Genomic DNA, 21,495 nt, shown 5'->3' on the forward strand with positions numbered 1-21,495 from the left:
TGAGGGTGAGGCGAAGTGCCCGGCGATCACGGAGGGGTTCAGCGTCCGGGCCAGCGCCACCATGAGTAGCGCACAGCCGATCACCATGAACAGCGCGCGGTCCAGGCCGACCACTTCGGCCATCAGCCCGATCGTGGGTGCGCCGAACAAGAACGCCCCGTAGGCGATGGTGCTGACCACGGTGATGGCGCGGTTACCTCGCCCGGGCACCTCCCCGGCCGCGGAGAGGGCGGCGGGGAAGATCGTTGCGGTCCCCAGCCCCCACACCAGCCCACCGACGAGGGCCACGGGCAGGGAGGGCACCTGGGAGACCATCAGGATGCCGATGCTCGCCAGGATCCCGCCGCCCTGGACGACGCGCTGCCGGCCGAATCGGTTGATAGCGGGGCTTCCGAGCAGCCGCCCGGTCGTCATCGCCACGTTGAACACCATGAAGGCCAGAGCGCCGTAAGCCGGCGGGGCACCCTGCACATCGACGAGGAGCAGGGCGAGCCAGTCGTTGGCCGAACCCTCCGCCAGTGCGCCCCCCAGGCACACCACGCCGATGAGAATCTCCAGCCGGGTGACTCCGCGCCGTCCCGCAGTCCGTTCGCTCGCCTCGGACGGCTCCCTGCTGACCTCGCGGACCGGGGAAGGAGGCTGGCCCTGGAGGGTGGACGGCTCGTCGGGGCCTTCGGGCACGAAACGACGGACGGCGACCAGCCCGACGACCATGCCGCCCGCGGCGACGACCGGCAGCTGCACCAGGCCGATGCCGAGGTAGGCCGACAGCGCCCCCACGCCGGCGCCCGCCACGGTTCCGGCGGAGAACGCCGCGTGGAAGAACGGCATGAGCGAGCGGGACCGCACCTTCTCCACGTGGCTGCCCTGCACGTTCATGGCGACGTCCCAGACGCCGAAGGGCGCACCGGTGAGCACGAGCAGCCCACTGAGCATCCACGGTGAGCTCACCAGAGACAGCGAACCCCACCCCAGTGAGGCCAGCACGAGGGCGACACGGACGACCGCCCTGCTGCCGTAGCGGTCGACCAGCAGACCGGTGAAGGGCATGGCCAGCAACGAGCCCAGACCACCTCCGACCAGAGCCAGCCCCAGCTCTCCGATACTCGCCCCCACGGCGTCGCGCACTGCCGGGATCCGCGCCAACGCCTGCGACAGCACCAGTCCCGCTACCGCGAACACCACCATGACCGCGACGGGGGAGCCGCCAGCGGTCGTGGGTGCGGAAGCAGGTGCGGGGCGCACCGAGGCACCATGTCAGGTCCGAGGCACCGTGTCAGGTCCGAGGTCACGCTGAAAATCACTGGCTCACAGCCTGAGCCCAGGTCCATGCTTGTCCGGGTGGAGGACCAGACCGATACCCATCCCAAGACCAGCGGGCCCATCGAGACCACCGGACGACAGTGGCCCTACCGTCTCGTGGAGCTGACCGACGCCGACGCCCAACGCATGCTGGTGCTCGAGGAGCAGGTCTGGTTCGAGGTGACGCCAGGCGCCAGCGCCGCTGAGGTCATGGGGGCGTTCGACTATGCGCGCGGCCAGGGGGTCGAGGGCCCACCGGTGGCCACCCCCACGCCCGCGGGCACCGGGGTTCCCCCGCTGGTCGGCATGTACGGAGCCTTCGACATGCGTCTGACCGTGCCCGGGGCGTCCAGGCCGGTCCAGGTACCGACATCGGGGTTGAGCTGGGTCGCGGTTCATCCGGACCACCGCCGCCGCGGCATCCTGCGCGCCATGATGCGTGCCTACCTGCACCGGCTGCGCGACGAGGGGGCCGAGGCGGTCTCGGCGTTGTGGGCGGCGGATGTCGGCATCTACGGACGCTATGGCTACGGTCCGGCCTCCCTCCAGGTCAACCTCGTGTTCGGTGCCGGCGCCGAGCTCAACGTGCCGAACCGGGTCCGGTCGGCGGCGGACGACGTGGCGACGCACCTGATGAGCGCCGGGGACGATGAGACGGCCCGCGCGCTGCAGGCCGCGCACGAGCGCGCGGCGGCCGCCACCCTGGGTATCGCCGCACGGAACGCGCTCACCACGCGAGAGTTCTTCCGCGACTTCCCGGTGGCTCGCGGGGCCAGGGAGCGACGTCAGGTGCTGTTCGCCTCCCGGGACGGCCACCCCGTCGGCTACGCGACCCTGCAACGGGAGCAGAAGTGGGATGAGCACATGAACGCGACCGGCGAGATGATCGTCGGCGAGATGGCGGCGACGGACGCTCCGGCCCTGTACGCCTTGGCCCGGCGACTGCTCGACTTCGACCTCATCACCAAGGTCACCGTTCACGGGCGCAGCACCGACGACCCCCTGGTGTGGTGGGCCGGTGGTCCCCGAGCGGCCGCGACGCGGGTCCACGACGCGTTGTGGCTGCGCCTGGTCGACCTGCCGGCGGCGTTGGTGCAGCGCGGCTTCGCGGCGCCGACGGACGTGGTGCTCGAGGTGGCCGACGAGACCTGCCCCTGGAACGCCGGGCGGTGGCGGTTGACGGTGGACGACGCCGGAGCGGCGCGGTGCGTGCGCACCGAGGACCCGGCGGAGCTGAGCATGGGTGTCGAGGTGCTGGGCTCGAGCTACCTCGGCGGCCGGTCTCTTGCCTCGCAGGCAGCCGCCGGCACGGTGCTCGAGCACCGTGCCGGCGCGCTGCGCCGGCTCTCCCGGGCGATGCGCGCCGACGTCGAGCCCATGGGCACCAGCGGCTTCTGACGACGGCGGCGACCGACGTCGGCTCACCAGCGCAGCAGGTGGCGGCGAGCACCGGGACGTGTCGCCGCATCTGCACGCCCGTGGTGCCACGCGCCTCTAGCCTGGAGCAATGCCCCCCCTCCGCCGCACCGCCAGACGCCTGGCCCGGACGTTGCCGGAGCAACGCCGCCGGCAGCTTCGTCAAACCGCTCGCGCCGTCGAGCGGCGCCTTCCGCATCGGTCCCGGCAGGGCGTCACCTACGTCGTCTCACCCCACCCCGACGACGAGACGCTGCGCTTGTCGGGGTACCTCGGCCGCGTCCGCGAAGCCACCCGGCGCCGGCTGGTGCTGGTGGCCGTCACCGACGGCGGCGCCTCGGGCCGGGCGCGACGGATGGGCTGGTCACCGGAGTATGAGCAGGAGTTCCGCCGGGCCGAACAGGCTGCGGCCTGGTCGGCTTTGACCGGCGGCACCGGAGAGATCATCCGGCTGGGTCTGCGCGAAGGCGACCTCACCCCCGAGCGGGTCCGCGATGCGCTGGCGCCGCTCAACAGCAGGCGCGCATGGTTCTACGCCGCCGCGCACCAGGAGGACTACCACCCCGACCACCGAGCCGTGGCCGCCGGCCTGCGGCTACTGGAGCCGGCGCACGCGTACTTCTCGCTGTCCCCGCTGATGAAGGGTAAGGGCAGGGTCTACCGGCCACGCGAGAGCACCGCTGACTCGGTCTCGATCGCCGTGGCGGCGTACCGGCACTTCGGTCAGCTGTCCGTGCGCGCCGAGTTCCGCGCGCTGGCCGAGAAGGGATACCGCAGCAGGATCACCGAGCCGGCCCCTGAGACCGGAGTCATCCAGCACCCTCGGCCCCGGCGCCGGCGTCGGGCCCAAGCCGACGGCGCCGGAGGTGCACCGGGGTCAACCGCAGTCTTCGTGCTCGGCAACCAGAAGTCGGGGAGCACCGCGATCGGTGCCCTGCTGGCCGAGTGCATCGGTCAGACGTACGCCCACGACGTGCTCTATCGACACAAGCTGACGCTCAAGGACCTGCTCGAGGGCAACCCCGCGCTGCAGACCCTGGCGAACGAGCACCCCCGCTCCTTCGCCACGACCGTGCTCAAGGACAACGACTTCACCTTCCTGCATGCCTCGTTGGAGCGTGCCTTCCCCGACGCGAAGTACGTGTTCGTGGTGCGTGACCCGCGCCAGAACATCCGCAGCGTCCTGAACCGGTTGAAGCTGCCGGGGGACCTGGACGGCTTGTCGCCGGAACAGGAGGCACACCTGCGGGAGCGGCTTCCGGGGTGGCACACCATCCTCACCGGCTCGAGCTTCGGCGAGGGCGGAGGCCACTACATCGACGTTCTGGCCGACCGCTGGGTCCGGGCGAACAAGGTCTACCGCGAAGCTGCCGACCGGATGACCCTGGTGCGCTACGAGGATTTCGACGCGGCCAAGCGACCCGCCATCGAAGGGCTCGCCCTTGAGCTGGGATACCCGGTCCAACAGGACATCTCGGGCCAACAGGACCACCAGTACCAGCCGTTGGGCGACCGGTCCGTCACCCCGGAGGCGTTCTTCGGCCCGGAGAACCTGGAGCGGATCGAACGCCGCTGCTCAGCGGTGATGACCTCGTTCGGGTACCAGCCGACCGGCGATCCCGGCCCTTGACGGACCGGAGGCTGCTGGGCGGCGGTGGTCGCCCTCTGGTGCCTCCCTCACGGCATGCTCGCGTCGCCCCCGACCGCCCTCTGCCTCCAGGCTGTACGCACCCGGCGGTCCACCGCCGGGTCGACATGCACCTCGACGACCCGCAGACCCGCGTCGGCGGGCTGCAGCGCGGTGGCCAGCTCCTCAAGGCTGCCCGCCGCGACGTACGACACTCCATGCGCGGCGCACAACTGGCCGATGCGGGTGTGGGTGGCGGTGGCGAACAGCCTCTCGTAGTCCTCCGCGAGCTCCGGGCGACCGTACTCCAAGGTCGCGAAGATCCCCCCGCCGTTGTCGTTGCTGACCACGATGGTCAGGTCGCACCGGGGCTCCAGCGGGCCGATCATCAAGCCGTTGGCGTCGTGCTGGAAGGTCAGGTCCCCCATGAGGGCCACCACGCGACCGGACGAGGCCAGCGCAACCCCCGCCGCCGTGGAGACGGTGCCATCGATGCCGGCCAGGCCCCGGTTGCCGACCACGATGCGGCCGGCCCCTGCGCCCGGGTCCGCCAGGCTCACGTCGCGGGGCGCGTTCGACGAGCCCAGCACCAGGGTGTCCCCGTCGCTCATCGTGTTCAGCACGGTGGCGGCGACGGCGACTGAGGACACTTCGGACCCTGGTCCGCCGGCCAGGCGGGAGGCCAGGGCCCGACCCGCCTGCTGCCAGGCCTGCGCCCACCCGGGCTCGACCTGGGGGTGGCCATCCCGGATGAACTCGCTCCACGAGCGCACCCGGGAGGCCAGGTGCGTCGGGTCGGTCCACTGACGCGACGCGGTGACCTGCTCGTGCGTGACGTCGCTCCTCCGGCTCAGGTCGGTGACCTCGCGGTGCAGCGTGGGCCGGCCGACGGTGACGATCCGTTGCGGCGGCCACCGACGCATGAGCTCGGCGTCCGCCAGAAGCAGCGGACCGTGCGGCAGCACAGTGGTGCCGACGTCAGCGTCTGCTGGACGCGCCCCGAACGGCTCCGCGATGACCGGCCAGTCGTGGGCCGCGGCCAGCCGAAGGGCGGAGTCGGCCATCGCCGGGTCCGGCAGGTCACCCAGGACCATGAGCGTGCGGGTACGCGCGGGCTCCCGGTCGGTACTGAGCATGCGCGTCGGCGTCGGCGTCGGCGTCGGCTTTGGCACGCGGACCCAGGGCCGTCCCTCCCCGCGGCCTGCCAGCGCCTCGGGCCATTCGTCACCGGACTCGCCGCGCTCGACCGAGGGCGCCAACGGCTCGCGGAACGCGACGTTGAGATGGACCGGGCCCGGGTCCCCGTTCGCGCCCACCGCGGCCGCCCAGGCTCGACACACGGTGGTGCGCCACGATGCCTGCTCGCCTGCCCTTCCCTGGGCCGGGGGCTGGTCGTGCTCGAAACGCAGGGCCGCGGCGAAGATGCCCGGCTGCACCGTCGTCTGGTTCGCCCCGGTGCCCCGCAGCTCCGCCGGGCGGTCAGCCGACATCACCACCAGGGGCACCTGAGCGTGAGCCGCCTCCAACACGGCGGGATGCAGGTTGGCGACCGCAGTGCCCGAGGTGGTGATGAGCACCGCCGGCCGGCGGGAGACCTTGGCCAGTCCCAGGGCCAGGAAGCCGGCGCTGCGCTCGTCCACCCGCACGTGCAAGCGCACCCGGCCCGACCGTTCGGCAGCCCGCGCCGCGTAGGCCAGGGGTGCCGACCGCGACCCGGGGCACAGCACGACGTCGCGCACGCCGCACCGCAACGACTCGTCCACCAGCACGGTGGCCAGCGCGGTCGAGGGGTGCATCCCTCGATCCTGTCACCCGGCCCGGTGCGGGTGTGTCACGGTGGGGTCGTGCGCAGGCCCAACCACTGGCTCCTGGTCGCGCTGTTCGGTGGGTCGGGGACGCTGCACCTCGTGCGACCGCAGATCTTCGAGCCCATCATCCCGCCGGCGCTCAGCCCCTACGAGCGCGAGACGGTCGTCGGCTCCGGGATCGCCGAGCTCACCTGTGCGGCCGGGTTGGCCCTGCCGTGGACCCGGCGGCTCGCGGGGCTGGCCAGCGCCGGACTTCTGGTCGGGGTGCTCCCCTCGAACGTGCAGATGTCCCTGATGTGGGCGCGCCGACTGCAACGCCGTCCGGACCCCGCCACCGCCGCGATGTTCGCGGCGACCGTGGTCCGTGTGCCCCTGCAGTGGCCCCTGGTCATGATCGGCTGGCGCGCCTTCCGCTCGAGGGACGGCACACCCGTGGCTCGCCCACGCCGACTACGGTGAGCCCGTGTCCTCATCCTCGCCGCCGGCACCCGGGGCCGCCGGGCGCTCCTTGGCCGAGGACCTGCGAAGCCGCAGCGACGAGGAGCTCACCGGCCTGCTGATCGCGCGCCCCGACCTCGCACGACCGGCGCCGGGTGACCTGACGACGCTGGCCGCACGGGCGAACACCCGCGCCAGCACGGCACGCGCCCTGGACCGGCTCGACCTGGCCCACCTGCGCACCGTGGAGGCGGTGACGCTCGCCGCGCCGGCGAACGAGCAGCAGGTCGCGCGTCTGCTCGACGAGCGGGAGGGGTCGCCGCGTGTGACCGAGCTGCTCGAGGAGCTCCGGGCGCTGGCCCTGCTGTGGCGGGGCCCCGACGGACTGCACGTGGCGCGGGCTGCCGCCGAGGCCGTCGGCGACCCGGCCGGCCTCGGCCCCTGGCTGCCCGGCACCCCGGAGGGTGAGGACCTGCAGGTGCTCTTGGCTGATCTCGACCCCCAGTCCCGGTCGATCCTGGCCGCTCTCACCTGGGGGCCACCGACCGGTGTGCTCTCGGCTGACGACCACACGCCCCCCGGCTCGGTCGGCGCTGCCGGTCGGATGCTCCTGGAGGCAGGCCTGCTGCATCGCACCGACTCCTCCCACGTCGTGCTCCCACGTCAAGTGGGGCTGTGCCTGCGCGAGGGTCGGCTCTACCGCGACCCCAGCCTGCACCCCCCCGGTCTCGAAGAGACGAGCCCGCATGTCGACCCGGACGTGGCCGACGCCACGGTGGGCGGTCGTGCGGCGGAGCTGCTCGTGCTCGCCGCCGAGCTCGTCAACCTCTGGGGCTCCTCGCCACCCCGGGTCCTGCGCAGCGGCGGGGTCGCGGTGCGCGACCTGCGCGCGGTGGCCCGGCATCTGGAGGTCGACCTGGTGCAGGCGGCCTGGCTGGTCGAGGTGGCGCATGCCGCCGGTCTGTTCGCGCGTGGTGACACCACGGGAGGGCCACGAGGCGAGGCCGATGTGTGGATGCCGACCGGGGAGGCGGACGACTGGCTCGAGATGGCACCCGAGCAGGGGTGGCTGCGGCTGGCCGGGGCCTGGCTTCACATGCCCGCCGCGGCGTCGCTGGTCGGCGCCTCGGAGACGGGCCGCATCAACGCCCTGTCCACCCAGACGGGCTCACCGATGGCCCGGCAACGCCGGCTCGATGTGCTGGGCGTACTCGCCTCGCTGCCGGTCGGGTCCGCTCCCGACGACGAGGGCATTCTCGACCTGCTGCGGTGGCGCCACCCCCGGCGCCTGCGCCGGGCCGGTTCGGAGCGGCCCGAGAGCGCCGTGGACGTGATCCGGCGTGAGGCGGAGTGGGCTGCCCTCGTCGGCCGAGGCACGCTGAGCATCCCCGGACGGCATCTCATCGACGACCTGCATACCCACGCCGACCGCGAGACCGAGACCGGGGCCGCCGCGGCTCAGGCGATGGCCCGGCTCATTCCACCCGCGGTCGACCACGTGCTCGTGCAGGCGGACCTGACGGCGGTCGCACCAGGAAGGTTGGCGCCAGCGGCCCAGTCGCTCATGCGGCTGGTGGGGGACGTGGAGTCCCGAGGCGGCGCTACGGTGCACCGGATCTCCGAGGCCAGTGTCCGGCGCGCGCTGGATGCCGGGTGGTCGGCGGACCGCCTTCTCGCCGAGATCGCCCTGCTCAGCCGCACCGGCGTGCCTCAACCGCTGGAGTACCTGGTGCGAGACGTCGCCCGCCGACACGGCGTGGCCCGGGTCGGCTCCGCCGCCTCCTACGTCCGCTCGGACGACGAGGCCCTGCTCGACCGCGCGGCGTCCGACCGCGCCCTGGGCCTGCTGGCGTTGCGGCGGCTGGCCCCCACCGTCCTCGTCTCCCCGATGCCGGCGGCCACCGTCCTGGAGGTGCTGCGCGAGCAGGAGTACGCCCCCTTGGCCGAGGGGGTCGACGGGCAGGTTGCCCTGGCCGCGGGTCGGCACTACCGGACGACGCGTCGTCTCCCCGACCCCGTGCGCGTCACAGGCGTCGACGCCGAGGTCGCCGGCGCCGTCGTGGCCTCGATGCGTCGCGGCGAGCAGGAGCGCACGGCGCGGCCCCCGGAGGACCCGGATGGCCCGATCGTCTCGACCGACCCTGCGGTGACCGCGTCGGTGCTGCGCGAAGCCGCCGCGGGGGACCTGTCGGTCTGGGTCGGCTACGTCGACGAGGTGGGGAGCGTGCGACGCATGCTCATCCGGCCGCACCTCATCGAGGCGGGCCGGGTGCTGGCCACCGTCGGCGAGGCGAACCAGGCCCGGACGCTGCTGCTGCACCGGGTGACCGGTGCCCGCATCGCCGAGTAGGCGTCCCCACCACGCGCCGGTGCCCGCTGTCAGCGCCGGGCGAGGGGTCAGAAGATCCGGACCCGGTCGGCAGGCTCGAGCCACAGCGCGTCGCCCGGTGCCGACCCGAAGGCCTCGTGGAACGCGTCGACGTTACGCACCGTGTTCCCACGCAGGTCAGCCGGGGCGTGGGGGTCGGTCGCGATGAGGCGCCTGGCCTCTTCCACCCGTGCCTTGCTACGCCACACCTGAGCCCAGCCCAGGAAGAACCGCTGCTCCCCCGTCCAGCCGTCGACGACAGGAGCCCCATCTGCGGTCGCCAGCCGGTAGGCGGTGAAGGCCATCTCCAGCCCACACAGGTCGCCGATGTTCTCACCCACCGTCAGCCCGCCGTTGACGGTGATGTCCGGCACCTCGCGCGGAGACAGTCCCTCGAACTGTCGGATCAGCCGCTGAGCACGCTCCTCGAACGCGGTCCGGTCCTGCTCGGTCCACCAGTCGGTCAGCGACCCGTCTCCGGCGTAGCGGGACCCCTGGTCGTCGAAGCCGTGCCCGATCTCGTGCGCGATCACGCCACCGATCCCGCCGTAGTTGACCGCGTCGTCGGCGTCGACGGTGAAGAACGGGGGCTGCAGGATCGCCGCGGGGAACACGATCTCGTTGAGCATCGGGTGGTAGTAGGCGTTCACGGTCTGCGGCGTCATCAACCACTCCTCGCGGTCGATCGGTCCGCCGATCTTGCCCAGCTCGTAGTCGCTGTCGAAAGCGTGGCCCCGGCGGACGTTTCCCACCAGATCCGCCGGGTCGACGTCGTAGGCCCCGTAGTCGCGCCAGGTCGCCGGGTGTCCGATCTTGGGACGGAAGGCGTCGAGCTTCTCCACGGCGCGCTCGCGGGTCTGAGGTCCCATCCACTCCAGCTCGTTGATGCGCTGCCGGAAGGCCTCCACGACGTTGCCGACCAGGGCCTCCATCCGGGCCCGGGCGTGCGGTGGGTAGTGCTCGGCGACGTACATCCGACCGGCAGCCTCACCCAGCAGCTTCTCCACCAGGCCCACGCCCCGCTTCCAGCGCTGCCTGATCTCGGGCGTGCCGCTGAGCGCGGTGCCGTGGAAGGCGAAGTGCGCCTGCACGAAGGCCTCGGGCAGGTACGGCGCGGTGGCATCCAGCAACCGGACCGTCAGCCAGGCGCGCCAGTCGCCGACCGGTACCTCGGCGAGCGCGTCGCCGATGGCGCACAAGACGTCCGGCTGCCGGGCGACCACCACGTCGAAGGCGCCGTCCGGAGCACCCAGACCGGCAGCCCAGGCTGCCCAGTCCCACCCGGGAGCCCGCTGCGCGAGCTCGCTGGAGGTCAGCTTGGTGTACGACTTCACCGCATCGCGCGCCTCGACCCGGTCCCAGTGGTGTCCGGCGATGCGCTCCTCCACGGCGTAGACCCGCTCGACCGCACCCTCGCCCAGGTCCAGCCCGGCTTCTGCGATGGCCGTCGACGCGAGGTCCAGCAGCTGCCCCAGGTAGGCCCGATAGGCCTGGCGCGCCGCCTCGTGGGCCGCCTCGGTGTAGTACGACTCGTCCGGCAGGCCCAGACCGCCCTGGTGCAGGTACACGACGTAGTCCTCGGGACTGCCGGCGTCGGCGGTCACCCAGAGGTGAACGAGTCCGGTCGCCCCCTCCCGCTGGAGCCGGGCCGAGACCCGGCAGACCCCGCTGCTGTCGTCCACGGCCGCGATCGACCGCAGCGCCTCGACCACCGGGCTGGTGTCGAGGTTGTCGATGGCGGCCGTGTCCATGAAGCTGGCGTACAGCGCTCCCACCTTGCCCTCCGGGCTGTCCGCGCCGGGGTGGCCATCCGCGGCCCGCTCGATCAGCTCGCGGACGTTGGCTTCCGCGTTCTCCCGCAGCACGTCGAAAGCCCCGTACCGGCTCCGGTCCGACGGGATCTGCGTGGTCTCGACCCACGACCCGTTCACGTGACCGAAGAGGTCGTCCTGGGGACGGACGCCGGTCTTCATGCAGGAGCGGTCGATACCTGAGTCCATCCCCCCACCGTATGCGGTTTCCTCCGTGCCCGGTGCGGCACCGTCGGTGCTGTCGCACCGCATCGCGGGAGAGGGCTACCCACCTGTGTCGGCGAGCGCGCGGACCACCGCACTGGGGGAAGACCGGCCGAGGTGAGAGGACATCCACACGCTGGTCCGGACCAGGGCCTCCAGGTCGACTCCATGCTCGATACCGAGGCCCGTCAGCGCCCACACCAGGTCCTCGGTGGCGAGGTTACCGGTGGCCGACTGGGCATAGGGACAGCCCCCGAGGCCACCGGCGGAGGCGTCCACCGTGCTCACTCCGAGGTTCAGCGCAGCGAGGGTGTTGCTCAGTGCTTGGCCGTAGGTGTCGTGAAAGTGCACCGCGAGACGGTCCGCGCCCACCCCGACGCCGGCCAGCTCACCCAGCAGCGCCTCCACGTGCCCCGGCGTGCCGACCCCGATCGTGTCACCCAGACTCACCTGGTCACAGCCCAGGGCGAGCAGCTCCTCGCAGACCCGCGCGACCTGGGCCGTGGGCACGGGCCCTTCCCACGGGTCGCCGAAGCACATCGAGACGTAGCCACGCACCCACATGCCCTCCTGCCGCGCCCGTCGGACCACGGGGGCGAACATGGCCATCGACTCCGCCACCGAGCGGTTGAGGTTGCGCCGGGCGAAGGACTCGGTCGCGCTGGCGAAGATGGCCACCGCTCGCGCTCCGGCCGCCACCGCCCGGTCCAGCCCACGCTCGTTGGGCACCAGCACGACACGACCGGCAGGGTTCACCTCGGCCCCGAGCATCGCCAGCAGCTCCTCCGCGTCCCCGAGCTGGGGGACCCAGGAGCGTGGCACGAAGGAGGTCAGCTCCACGGTCTGCAGGCCGCAGGCCAGCAGCCGACCGACGAACTCCGCCTTGACCTCGACGGGAACCGTCACGGGCTCGTTCTGCAGGCCGTCCCTCGGCCCGACCTCGTAGACCACGACGCGCGAGGGCATCCCCTCGCGCGGCTCGACCATGGGCAGTGCCATGCGTTCACTGTGCCACCTTCGAGCCTGGACGCGGGCTGAGTGCTTTCTCAGCAGCCGGCCGGGTGGGCCGTGTTAGCGTCGCGCGTTCGCATGTTCCACGAGGGGATCCCATGAAGCACTCGTTCCTGACCCGTGCGGCCACTGCCGCCGCGCTCGCCGCCGTCACCCTCCTGGCGGCCTGCGGAGGCGACTCCGAGGACGCCCAGCCAAGCAGCGACGACGCCGCCACGAGCCAGGGACCCGAGGGTCAGCAGGCTCCGGAGGCCGACGTGGAGGACGTGCCGAAGGTGGTCGCCGAGGTGAACGACGAGGAGATCTCGCGCGAGGAGTTCGTGCAGGCCTACGAGGGCCAGTTCCAGCAGGCCGCGATGCAGTCGCAGCAGGCCGGCGGCGAGGTGGACCAGCAGGAGCTGAAGGAGGAGACCGCTCGCGATATGGTCAACAGCCTGCTCCTGGTCCAGGCGGCGCAGGACGAGGACATCTCGGTGACGGACAAGGAGATCCAGAACACGCTCGAGCGGCTGGCGACCGGCAACGGGATGGCCTCGGTCGAGGAGTTCATGGGGGTGCTCAAGGAGCAGGACTTCACCGAGAAGCAGGTCCGCCGCGAGGTCGAGAAGCAGCTGCTGGTGGAGAAGTACGTTGCCGCCGAAGGCAAGGTCGATGCCCCGTCGAAGAAGGAGCAGCAGGAGCTCTACGACAAGCTCACCGAGCAGCAGGAGGGCCAGGGCGAGGACGCCGCGGCCGCGTCCATCCCGCCGTTCGAGGACGTCCAGCCCCAGCTTCGCCAGCAGCTCGAGCAGGAGGCAGAGGCCGCCGCGGTGGACCGCCTGGTCAAGCAGCTACGCGACGAGGCCGACATCACGGTCAACTTGTGATCGAGCGCCGCCGCACGAGCTAGAGCGTGCGCAGGGTGACGGCGGTCCGCAGCGCGGCCAGCGCGGCCTCCTCGCCCTTGTCCTCCACCGAGCCCGACAGTCCGGCGCGCGCGAGCGCCTGCTCCTCGGTGTCACAGGTCAGCACCCCGAAGCCGATGGGCAGGCCGGTGTCCACCGAGACCTCGACCAGCCCCTGGGTCGCCGCCTGACAGACGTACTCGAAGTGCGGCGTACCTCCGCGGATCACCACGCCGAGGGCCACCAGGGCGTCGTAGCGCCCCGAGCGGGCCAGCCGGGCGCAGGCCACGGGCAGCTCGAAGCTGCCGGGGACCGTGATGCGAGTGATCCGGCTGGTGCCGGCGCGCTCCAGCGCACGGTCCGCCCCGGCGCGCAGGCCGTCCATCACCTGTTCGTGCCACAGCGCTGAGACCACGGCTATCCGCATCCCGGTGCCGTCGACGTCCAGTGCCGGTGCGCCCGCACCACTCATCGCCGACTCTCCTCACGTGGTTGCCCGGGATGGGCTTGGCAGTGTGCCACGAGCTCGGCGATGGACAACACAGGCAGGTGCGCCGTTCGGGCCAGCGCGTGCACCGCAGCGCCGCGCAGCATCTCGCCGGTGTCGTCGACGAGCTCGGCGATCGCCGCGACCGGCGTGACCCCCGCGATCCGGCACAGGTCCACCGCGGCCTCGGTGTGCCCCGGGCGTTCCAGCACGCCGCCGACGCGCGCGCGCAGCGGCACCACGTGTCCGGGCCGCGTCAGGTCGGCCGGGGTGGCGCTGGGGTCACCCAGCACGCGCACGGTGCGCGCCCGGTCGGTGGCGCTGATGCCCGTGCCCACACCGGCCGCCGCGTCGACGGTGATCGCGTAGGCCGTGCGGTAGCGGTCCTCGTTGTCCCGCGGGGCCACCATCAGGGGCAGGTCGAGCCGGTCCGCCCACTCCATCGGCATCGGGGCGCACACGTAGCCCGAGGTGTGCCGGATGGTCCAGCCCATCCAGGCCGCGGTGAGGGTCTGGGCGGCCAGGACGACGTCGCCTTCGTTCTCGCGGTGCGCGTCGTCGGTGACCAGCACGGGTCGTCCTGCGCGCAGGGTGCTGACGGCGACGTCCACCGTCTCACTCATCGTCCTCACCTCCGCGCGGGGTCAGCAGCCGCTCGACGTACTTGGCCAGGACGTCCACCTCGACGTTGACGCTGCGCCCGGTCGCCAGCGAACCCAGTGTGGTCATGGACAGCGTGGTCGGGATGAGCGACACCGAGAACGTGTCGTGCCCCAGGTGGCTCACGGTGAGGGAGACGCCGTCGAGGGTGACCGAGCCCTGGGCCACGAGATACCGGGCTACGGCCGCGGGCAAGGCGAAGGTGAGCACCTCCCATGCCTCGCCGGGCTCGCGTCGCAGCAGGCTCGTGGTGGTCTCGACATGGCCCTGCACGACGTGACCGCCGAAGCGGCCGTCGACACGCAGGGCTCGCTCCAGGTTCACGGGGCTTCCTGGCTCGAGGCCACCGATGCTGCTGTGCTGCAGCGTCTGAGCCATCACGTCCGTCTCGAAGGTGGCGCCGTCGCTCTGCGTGACCGTCAGGCACACCCCGTTGACGCTGATGGAGTCGCCATGGCTGACGTCCTGGGTGACCACCTCGCCCTCGATCTGCAGCCGGGCCGAGTCCCGAGCGTGGGTGATCTGCGTGACGACGCCGAGCTCTTCGACGATGCCGGTGAACATGCGCGTTCAGTCCCTTCCGGGTTGTCTGTGGGGACGGGCCGTGATGCGCACATCCGGCCCGACGCGGGCTACCTCGCTGACCTCCAGGCGGGCGATGTCGTCGATGGTGTCGATGCCGAGGTCAGCGACCGCAGCCGCTCCGGAGCCCAGCAGCGCGGGGGCCAGGTAGGTCACGACCTCGTCGACCAGGCCCGCGCGCCAGAACGCAGCGGCCAGCGTCGGCCCACCCTCCAGCAGCACCCGGCGCACCCCGCGGGAGTGCAGGGCGGCCATCACCTCGCTGGCCTCGTGGGTGCGCACGTGCAGCGCCGGCTCCAGGCGGGCGGCCGAGGGCAGGTCGCGCGTGCCGGCGACGACGCGCAGGGGCTGGTGGGGGTGCAGAGTGCCGTCGGAACGCCGCGCGGTCAGGCTGGGGTCGTCGGCCAGGACAGTGCCGGTGCCGACGAGGACCGCACCGCATCGTGCACGGAGCTCGTGACCGTCCGCGCGCGCCTCCGGGGAGGTCACCCAGGCGCTCGAGCCATCCGCGGCCGCCACCCTTCCGTCGAGGGTGGCGGCGATCTTCCAGGTGACCCAGGGCCGGCCGACCGCGACGGCGAAGGCCCAGTGGTGCACGATGTCGTCGGCCTCGGCCACCTCGACCTGCTCGGCAGCGACCCCCTGCGCGGTCAGCCACGCGGCACCACCGGCGGCTCGGGGGTCCGGGTCGGCGCGCGCGTAGACGACCCGTCGTACCCCGGCCTCGTACAGCGCGTGGGTACACGGTGGCGTGCGCCCGGTGTGGCCACACGGTTCCAGGGTGACGTAGGCGGTACCGCCCTCCGCCCGATCGCCGGCCTGGGCCAGCGCGACCACCTCCGCGTGTGGGCTCCCGGCGCCGTCATGGTGCCCGGTCCCCGCGACGTGGCCGGAGGAGTCGACGACGAGGCAGCCCACACGGGGGTTGGGGTCGACCTCCGGACCGCGCAGGGCCTCGGTGACGCAGCGTGCCAGCATCTCGAGGTCGGTCTCACGCACGGGGCCCCGGTGTGGGCTCGGCGAGGTCGGCATGGTGGTAGGTCGCGTCACGTCGTTCACCGCCTCCCGGTCTACGTCGGTCCATGCCGAGCTCCGGGGCGGGTGTGGCAGACGCCACGACGGTGGTCCGGCGGGTGAGCACCAACGACGGTCTACTCGCCGTCGGTGTCTCCCTGACCACCGGCCTGCTGGCCTGCAGGCGACGCGCTGCCTACCATCCGGACTTTCACCGTCGGTCCTGGATTTTCACCAGATCAACCGACCGCTGGCTGCGGCCGGGTCGCGGACTGTCACCGCCGGTTCGGAGTTGCACCGACCCCGGAGCGCGTACCGACGCACCATACCTCCGGGGAAGACATGGGCACCACCGACCTCTCGCACCGCGGCGGGGCAGCGAGACCGGGCAGCCCGCGGGACGGACTGCCACCGGGAATGCCCCCTCGCCACCCGGGCGTTGCCCTCGCGATGACCGGATCGTTGATCGTGCAGTCCGACAAGACGCTACTGCTCGAGGTGGACCACCCCGATGCCGAGCAGGCGCGGCGGGCGGTGGCGCCGTTCGCCGAGCTGGAGCGGGCCCCTGAGCACGTCCACACCTACCGGGTGACTCCGCTCGGACTCTGGAACGCGCGGGCGGCCGGCCATGATGCTGAGCAGGTGGTCGACGCACTGGTGCGGCACAGTCGCTACCCCGTGCCCCACGCCCTGCTGGTGGACGTGGCCGAGACGATGGACCGCTACGGGCGGCTGACGTTGACCAAGGCCGAGGACGGGACCCTCCTGCTGCGCACCACCGACCGGGCCGTGTTGACCGAGATCCTGCGGCACAAGAAGATCCGCCCACTCATCGGGGACCGGGTGGACGCCGACACCGTGGCGGTGCACCCGAGCGAGCGGGGCCACCTCAAGCAGGAGCTGCTCAAGGTGGGCTGGCCGGCCGAGGACCTCGCCGGGTACGTCGACGGGGAGGCGCACCCGATCGCGCTGGCTCAGCGCGACTGGTCGTTGCGGCCCTACCAGCAGCAGGCCGTCGACGGCTTCTGGGACGGCGGCTCGGGGGTGGTGGTGCTGCCGTGCGGCGCGGGCAAGACCCTGGTCGGGGCCGGTGCCATGGCCCGCTCGAGCAGCACGACCTTGATCCTGGTGACCAACACCGTGGCCGCACGGCAGTGGCGCGAGGAGCTGGTGAACCGCACCTCGCTGACGGAGGAGGAGATCGGCGAGTACAGCGGTGCCCGCAAAGATGTCCGACCGGTCACCATCGCCACCTACCAGGTGCTCACGCACAAGCGCAAAGGTGTCTACCCGCACCTGGACCTGCTCGACGCCCGTGACTGGGGGCTCATCCTCTACGACGAGGTGCACCTGCTGCCGGCACCGATCTTCCGGATGACTGCTGACCTGCAGGCGCGGCGCCGGCTGGGACTGACGGCGACTCTGGTGCGCGAGGACGGGCGCGAGTCCGACGTGTTCTCCCTTATCGGGCCCAAGCGCTTCGACGCGCCGTGGAAGGACATCGAGGCCCAGGGGTACATCGCCCCGGCGGACTGCGTGGAGGTCCGGGTGAGCCTGAGCGAGTCCATGCGCATGGCCTACGCCGTGTCCGAGCCCGACGAGCGCTACCGGTTCGCCTCCTGTGCCGCCGAGAAGGAGGGCGTCGTCACCGAGCTGGTGCGCCGGCACTCCGGGCAGCAGACCTTGGTCATCGGGCAGTACCTCGACCAGCTGGAGACGCTGGCCGAGCGTCTGGAGGCGCCGCTGATCACCGGCAGCACCACTGTGGCCGCCCGCCAGCGGCTGTTCGGGCAGTTCCGCGACGGCACGCTACCGCTGCTGGTGGTCAGCAAGGTGGCCAACTTCTCGATCGACCTCCCCGAGGCCTCGGTGGCCATCCAGGTTTCGGGCACCTTCGGCTCCCGGCAGGAGGAGGCGCAGCGACTGGGCCGGCTGCTCCGTCCCAAGGGCGATGGCCGGACCGCGCACTTCTACAGCGTCGTGGCTCGGGACACCGTGGACGCGGACTTCGCGGCCCACCGGCAGCGGTTCCTGTCCGAGCAGGGCTACGGCTACCGGATCGTCGATGCCAGCGACCTCGACGGGTTGGAGGACCTGGACGACGTCGCCTCGACCCCGTAGCCCCTGCCTGCACCCCCAGCCACTTGACGCCACCTCCAGCCTCGAACTCGAGGCTGGAGGTGGCTCCGAGGGCTGGGAGTGCAGACTCGCTGCCCCACACCCGAGGCGCCTTCACAGTAGACTCTCAGGCGGCTCCCAGTTTGACTGAGGACAATGATCACCATGAGCACGCCAGAGGCCACTCTTCTCATCGTCGAGGACGAGACCAACATCCGTGACCTGCTCTCGACCAGCCTGAAGTTCGCCGGGTTCGAGGTCCACGCCGCCCCCGACGGTGCCACCGCCCTGGAGCTGGCCCAGGAGCACGACCCCGACCTTGCGGTGATGGACGTGATGCTGCCCGACATGGACGGGTTCGCGGTGACGCGGCGGCTGCGCGACCTCGGGCGCGAGCTTCCCATCCTGTTCCTCACCGCCCGGGACTCCCTGGACGACAAGGTCACCGGGCTGACCGTCGGTGGGGACGACTACGTGACCAAGCCGTTCAGCCTGGAGGAGGTCGTGGCCCGGATACGCGCCGTGCTGCGCCGCACCCAGGACGGGGAGCCCGAGGACGACATGACCCTGCAGGTCGCTGATCTCGAGCTGGATGAGGACAGCCACGAGGTACGCCGGGCCGGCAAGGTCATCGAGGTCTCCCCCACCGAGTTCAAGCTGTTGCGCTACCTCATGGTCAACAGCGGGCGTGTGCTGTCCAAGGCGCAGATCCTGGACCACGTCTGGGACTATGACTTCCGCGGCGAGATGGGCATCGTGGAGTCCTACATCTCCTACCTGCGACGCAAGATCGACCGCGACGGCGAGCCGCTGATCCACACCAAACGGGGCGTGGGATACGTCCTGCGCGCGCCGCGCAACTGAGAACGGTGAGCGTCGTCCGCTCTCTCAAGCAGACGGCATACCAGCGGCTGCACGCCCTGTCGCTGACCAAGCGCCTGGTTGCGGTGGTCGTGCTGATGGTGCTCGTGGCCTACCTGGTCACGACCTCGGTGACGATCATGCTGCTCCGCGGCTACCTGACCCAGCGGATGGACGCCGACCTGCAGCAGTACATCGAGCCGCTGGGGAGGCAGGCCTACCAGCAGGCCGTCGAGGGAGAGCCGTTCGCGACCCGCACGGTGCCCCCGAACAACTACTACGTCGTGCTGACCCTGCAGGCCGAGGACTCCACTCCCTTCCCCTTCGTCACCGAGGCGACGAACATGGATCACCCGGACCTGGGCCGGGTGGAGCTCGATGACCCCAGCCTGGCTCGTGGCCCGTTCACCGCGGAGTCGCAGAGCGGCGCCACCCAGTGGCGGGTCCTGACCGCGCGGCTGTCCAACGACGAGGGCACCGTGGCCATCGCCGCGCCGATGAGCCCGATCGAGAACACGGTGAGCCAGCTCTGGGTCCTCACCTTCGTGGTCGGAGCGGGCACTCTCGCCGCGGTCTCGGTGCTGGGATGGATGGCGGTGCGGCGCGCCTTCCGGCCGTTGTCGCGCATCGAGGACACCGCCTCGGCGATCGCCGCCGGTGATCTCGGGCGACGCGTCCCGACCCCCGGCGCCAAGGACGAGGTCGCGTCGCTGTCCGACTCGCTCAACATCATGCTCGCCGACATCGAGCAGGCTTTCGCCGTCCGGAAGGCATCCGAGGCACGGATGCGCCAGTTCGTGGCGGACGCCTCGCACGAGCTGCGCACCCCGCTGGCCACGGTCCAAGGCTATGCCGAGCTCTACCGCGTCGGCGCTGTCACCGACCCCGAAGACGTGGCCGCCGCCATGCGACGGATCGAGGGCGAGGCGAACCGGATGACGCGGATGGTCGAGTCGCTGTTGCTGCTCACCCGGTGGGACAGCACCGGTCGGATGGAGCAGGAGCCGGTCGACCTGACCGTCCTGTGCTCCGACGTCGTCCAGGATGCCGTGGTGCGAGCCCCCGAACGCACGGTCACCCTCGTGCCCTTCGGTGCCCAGCGCGTGCCACCGGTCACCTCCGGCGACGACGGAGCCTTGCGACAGGTCCTGACCAACCTGGTGGCCAACGCGACGACGCACACACCGGCGGGCACCGGCATCGAGGTAGCACTCGGCGTGGCCGAGGACCGGTGCGTGGTGGAGGTGCGTGACCACGGGGAGGGCATCGACCCCGCGGTTGCCGACCGGGTCTTCGAGCGGTTCTACCGGGCGGACGCCGGCCGAAGCCGCGAACGCGGCGGGACGGGCCTCGGGCTCGCGATCGTCGCCACCATCGTGGCCCGACATGCCGGCTCGGTGCGGCACTACCCCACCGAAGGCGGGGGGGCCACCTTCCGCGTGGAGCTTCCCCTGGTGACCGACTCCGCGGAGCCGCCGGCCGATCCCGACGGCGTCGGCCCGCATGCCGAGACAGGCCCGCGATCACCACAGACCCCCAAGAACAGCCGCGGTCTGCCGGCCCGGCCCTCGCGGGCTTCGCGCCGATGAGGACCGAGCGCCGCGTTCAGGCGATCCACAGCCGGCGGACAGTCGATGTCGAGACAGAGGGTGTCTGATAGGAGCCGTGTCCCACCTCACCGATCCCGAACCGGAGAAGCGCATGCCAGCGACCTCGACCCCGCCACGGACCAGCCTGTTGCAGCTCGGTGCCGTCGGCCTGCTCTCTGCCATCCTGGCCACCGGGGGCACCTACGGCATCCTCAGCGCCGGTCAGGACGGGCGCGAGGTGACCTCGGCCGGCGAGCCGGAGCGAGCGGAGCCCGACACCAACGCCACGACCGCCTCCTACCAGGACTCGGAGGCGTGGAGCGGGGTGGCCGCGCAGGTGACGCCGAGTGTGGTCTCGATCGAGGTGCAGACGGCTGCGGGCGGCGGCGAGGGCTCCGGTGTCGTCTGGGACGGCGACGGGCACATCGTGACCAACGCGCACGTCGTGGCCGGCGGCGAGCGGGTGCAGGTCACCCTGAGCGACGGGCGCAGCTACGCGGCCGAGATCACGGGCACGGATGCCTCGACCGACCTGGCGGTGCTGCGGCTGCAGGATGGTCCCTCGGACCTGCGCCCGATCAGTATCGGCGACGACGCCGACCTCGGTGTCGGCGACCCGGTGATGGCGATCGGCAACCCGCTGGGCCTGTCCGGGACCGTCACCACGGGCATCGTCAGCGCCCTCGACCGCCCGGTCAGCACCCAGCCACTGGAGCGGGGCGACCCCACCAGCGCGGCCGTCACCAACGCCATCCAGACCAGTGCCGCCATCAATCCGGGCAACTCCGGGGGCGCCCTGGTGGACGCTCGGGGCCGCCTGGTCGGCATCAACTCCTCCATCGCCTCGCTGCCCACTGCCACGGGCCAGCAGAGCGGGAGCATCGGCATCGGGTTCGCCATTCCGATGTCCTCGGCGACCGGCATCGTCGAGCAGCTCATCGAGAACGGGGTGGCCGAGCACGCCTTCCTCGGGGTGGGACTGACCGCCGGCGAGGCCCAGGTGGACGGCGCGACCCTGGCCGGCGCGCAGGTCACGCAGGTGGAGCCGGACTCGCCGGCCGCCGGCGCCGAGCTCGCCAGGGGTGACCTGATCGTCGCCATCGATGGAGAGCGGATCAGCAGCCCCACCGCTCTGGTCGCCCAGGTGAGAGGGCGGCGCACAGGTGCCGAGACCGAGATCGAGTACGTGCGCGACGGGTCGCGTGGGTCGGTGACCGTCACCCTGGACACGCGACCGGACGACAACCCCTGAGGCTTCGTCGACGACGGTGCTGTTGACGCCACCGCGAGGGCAACGCATGATCGCCTGACACGT

At 71.8% G+C, this 21,495-nt stretch carries 16 protein-coding genes, 1 pseudogene and 1 riboswitch; of the genes and pseudogenes, 9 read left to right on the plus strand and 8 right to left on the minus strand.

What is annotated here, in order from left to right; translation table 11 throughout:
• Positions 1-1,245, minus strand: a 1,245-nt coding sequence (locus VJ976_RS07140; protein ID WP_324099432.1) for an MFS transporter, incomplete at its 3' end; no start/stop codon positions are given.
• 96 nt (positions 1,246-1,341) lie between these two features.
• On the opposite strand from VJ976_RS07140, the gene VJ976_RS07145 reads away from it, so the two are divergent.
• Positions 1,342-2,700 (plus strand): GNAT family N-acetyltransferase, encoded by a 1,359-nt coding sequence (locus tag VJ976_RS07145; protein WP_324099433.1) that lies wholly within the window; start codon positions 1,342-1,344, stop codon positions 2,698-2,700.
• A 109-nt stretch (positions 2,701-2,809) separates the two neighbouring features.
• A complete protein-coding gene (locus VJ976_RS07150; protein ID WP_324099434.1) occupies positions 2,810-4,348 on the plus strand; it encodes a PIG-L family deacetylase in 1,539 nt (512 codons plus the stop codon).
• A gap of 47 nt (positions 4,349-4,395) precedes the next feature.
• Here the strand turns inward: VJ976_RS07150 and menD are convergent, their stop codons facing one another.
• Positions 4,396-6,141, minus strand: a complete 1,746-nt coding sequence (gene menD, locus VJ976_RS07155) for a 2-succinyl-5-enolpyruvyl-6-hydroxy-3-cyclohexene-1-carboxylic-acid synthase (RefSeq protein WP_324099435.1) — start codon at positions 6,139-6,141, stop codon at positions 4,396-4,398.
• Positions 6,142-6,189: 48 nt separating this feature from the next.
• Between menD and VJ976_RS07160 the strand changes: the two genes are divergently transcribed.
• Both VJ976_RS07160 and VJ976_RS07165 read left to right on the plus strand, forming a co-directional pair.
• On the plus strand, positions 6,190-6,612 hold the full coding sequence (locus VJ976_RS07160) for a DoxX family protein (RefSeq protein ID WP_324099436.1): 423 nt from the start codon (positions 6,190-6,192) through the stop codon (positions 6,610-6,612).
• A gap of 4 nt (positions 6,613-6,616) precedes the next feature.
• Complete coding sequence (locus tag VJ976_RS07165; protein ID WP_324099437.1) at positions 6,617-8,941, plus strand: helicase-associated domain-containing protein; 2,325 nt, start codon at positions 6,617-6,619, stop codon at positions 8,939-8,941.
• A gap of 47 nt (positions 8,942-8,988) precedes the next feature.
• Here VJ976_RS07165 and VJ976_RS07170 read toward each other — a convergent pair whose 3' ends face one another.
• Both VJ976_RS07170 and VJ976_RS07175 read right to left on the minus strand, forming a co-directional pair.
• Entirely contained in the window at positions 8,989-10,959 is a 1,971-nt protein-coding gene (locus VJ976_RS07170) for a M13 family metallopeptidase (protein WP_324099438.1), read from the minus strand.
• 75 nt (positions 10,960-11,034) lie between these two features.
• A complete protein-coding gene (locus VJ976_RS07175; RefSeq protein ID WP_324099439.1) occupies positions 11,035-11,973 on the minus strand; it encodes a hydroxymethylglutaryl-CoA lyase in 939 nt (312 codons plus the stop codon).
• 110 nt (positions 11,974-12,083) lie between these two features.
• Here VJ976_RS07175 and VJ976_RS07180 point away from each other — a divergent pair, with 110 nt between their 5' ends.
• Positions 12,084-12,851: a SurA N-terminal domain-containing protein gene (locus VJ976_RS07180; RefSeq protein ID WP_324099440.1), complete on the plus strand. Its 768-nt coding sequence runs from the start codon at positions 12,084-12,086 to the stop codon at positions 12,849-12,851.
• Between the two features lie 19 nt (positions 12,852-12,870).
• Here the strand turns inward: VJ976_RS07180 and ribH are convergent, their stop codons facing one another.
• The 4 genes and pseudogenes from ribH to ribD all read right to left on the minus strand — a co-directional run bounded on the left by ribH (position 12,871) and on the right by ribD (position 15,648).
• Positions 12,871-13,341, minus strand: a complete 471-nt coding sequence (ribH, locus tag VJ976_RS07185) for a 6,7-dimethyl-8-ribityllumazine synthase (protein WP_324099441.1) — start codon at positions 13,339-13,341, stop codon at positions 12,871-12,873.
• Positions 13,342-13,370: 29 nt separating this feature from the next.
• Positions 13,371-13,979 (minus strand): annotated as a pseudogene (gene ribB / locus VJ976_RS07190) (3,4-dihydroxy-2-butanone-4-phosphate synthase); the annotation flags it as partial.
• Positions 13,972-14,580, minus strand: a complete 609-nt coding sequence (locus VJ976_RS07195) for a riboflavin synthase (RefSeq protein ID WP_324099442.1) — start codon at positions 14,578-14,580, stop codon at positions 13,972-13,974. The pseudogene ribB and the gene VJ976_RS07195, both read right to left, overlap by 8 nt.
• Positions 14,581-14,586: 6 nt before the next feature.
• Positions 14,587-15,648, minus strand: coding sequence for a bifunctional diaminohydroxyphosphoribosylaminopyrimidine deaminase/5-amino-6-(5-phosphoribosylamino)uracil reductase RibD (gene ribD / locus VJ976_RS07200; protein ID WP_324099443.1), 1,062 nt, complete (start codon positions 15,646-15,648; stop codon positions 14,587-14,589).
• Positions 15,649-15,797: 149 nt separating this feature from the next.
• Positions 15,798-15,928: riboswitch (FMN riboswitch) on the minus strand.
• A 134-nt stretch (positions 15,929-16,062) separates the two neighbouring features.
• Between ribD and VJ976_RS07205 the strand changes: the two genes are divergently transcribed.
• The 4 genes from VJ976_RS07205 (at position 16,063) to VJ976_RS07220 (ending at position 21,432) form a co-directional block, all read left to right on the plus strand.
• Complete coding sequence (locus VJ976_RS07205) at positions 16,063-17,733, plus strand: DNA repair helicase XPB (protein ID WP_324099444.1); 1,671 nt, start codon at positions 16,063-16,065, stop codon at positions 17,731-17,733.
• A gap of 153 nt (positions 17,734-17,886) precedes the next feature.
• Positions 17,887-18,594: a response regulator transcription factor gene (locus VJ976_RS07210; protein ID WP_324099445.1), complete on the plus strand. Its 708-nt coding sequence runs from the start codon at positions 17,887-17,889 to the stop codon at positions 18,592-18,594.
• A 5-nt stretch (positions 18,595-18,599) separates the two neighbouring features.
• Positions 18,600-20,180 carry a HAMP domain-containing sensor histidine kinase gene (locus VJ976_RS07215; protein WP_324099446.1) on the plus strand — a complete coding sequence of 527 codons (1,581 nt, stop codon included), beginning with the start codon at positions 18,600-18,602 and terminating at the stop codon, positions 20,178-20,180.
• Positions 20,181-20,256: 76 nt separating this feature from the next.
• Positions 20,257-21,432 (plus strand): S1C family serine protease, encoded by a 1,176-nt coding sequence (locus VJ976_RS07220; RefSeq protein WP_324099447.1) that lies wholly within the window; start codon positions 20,257-20,259, stop codon positions 21,430-21,432.
• Positions 21,433-21,495 lie beyond the last annotated feature (63 nt).

The organism is Ornithinimicrobium sp. (genome assembly GCF_035267225.1).
Classification (GTDB): Bacteria; Actinomycetota; Actinomycetes; order Actinomycetales; family Dermatophilaceae; genus Ornithinicoccus.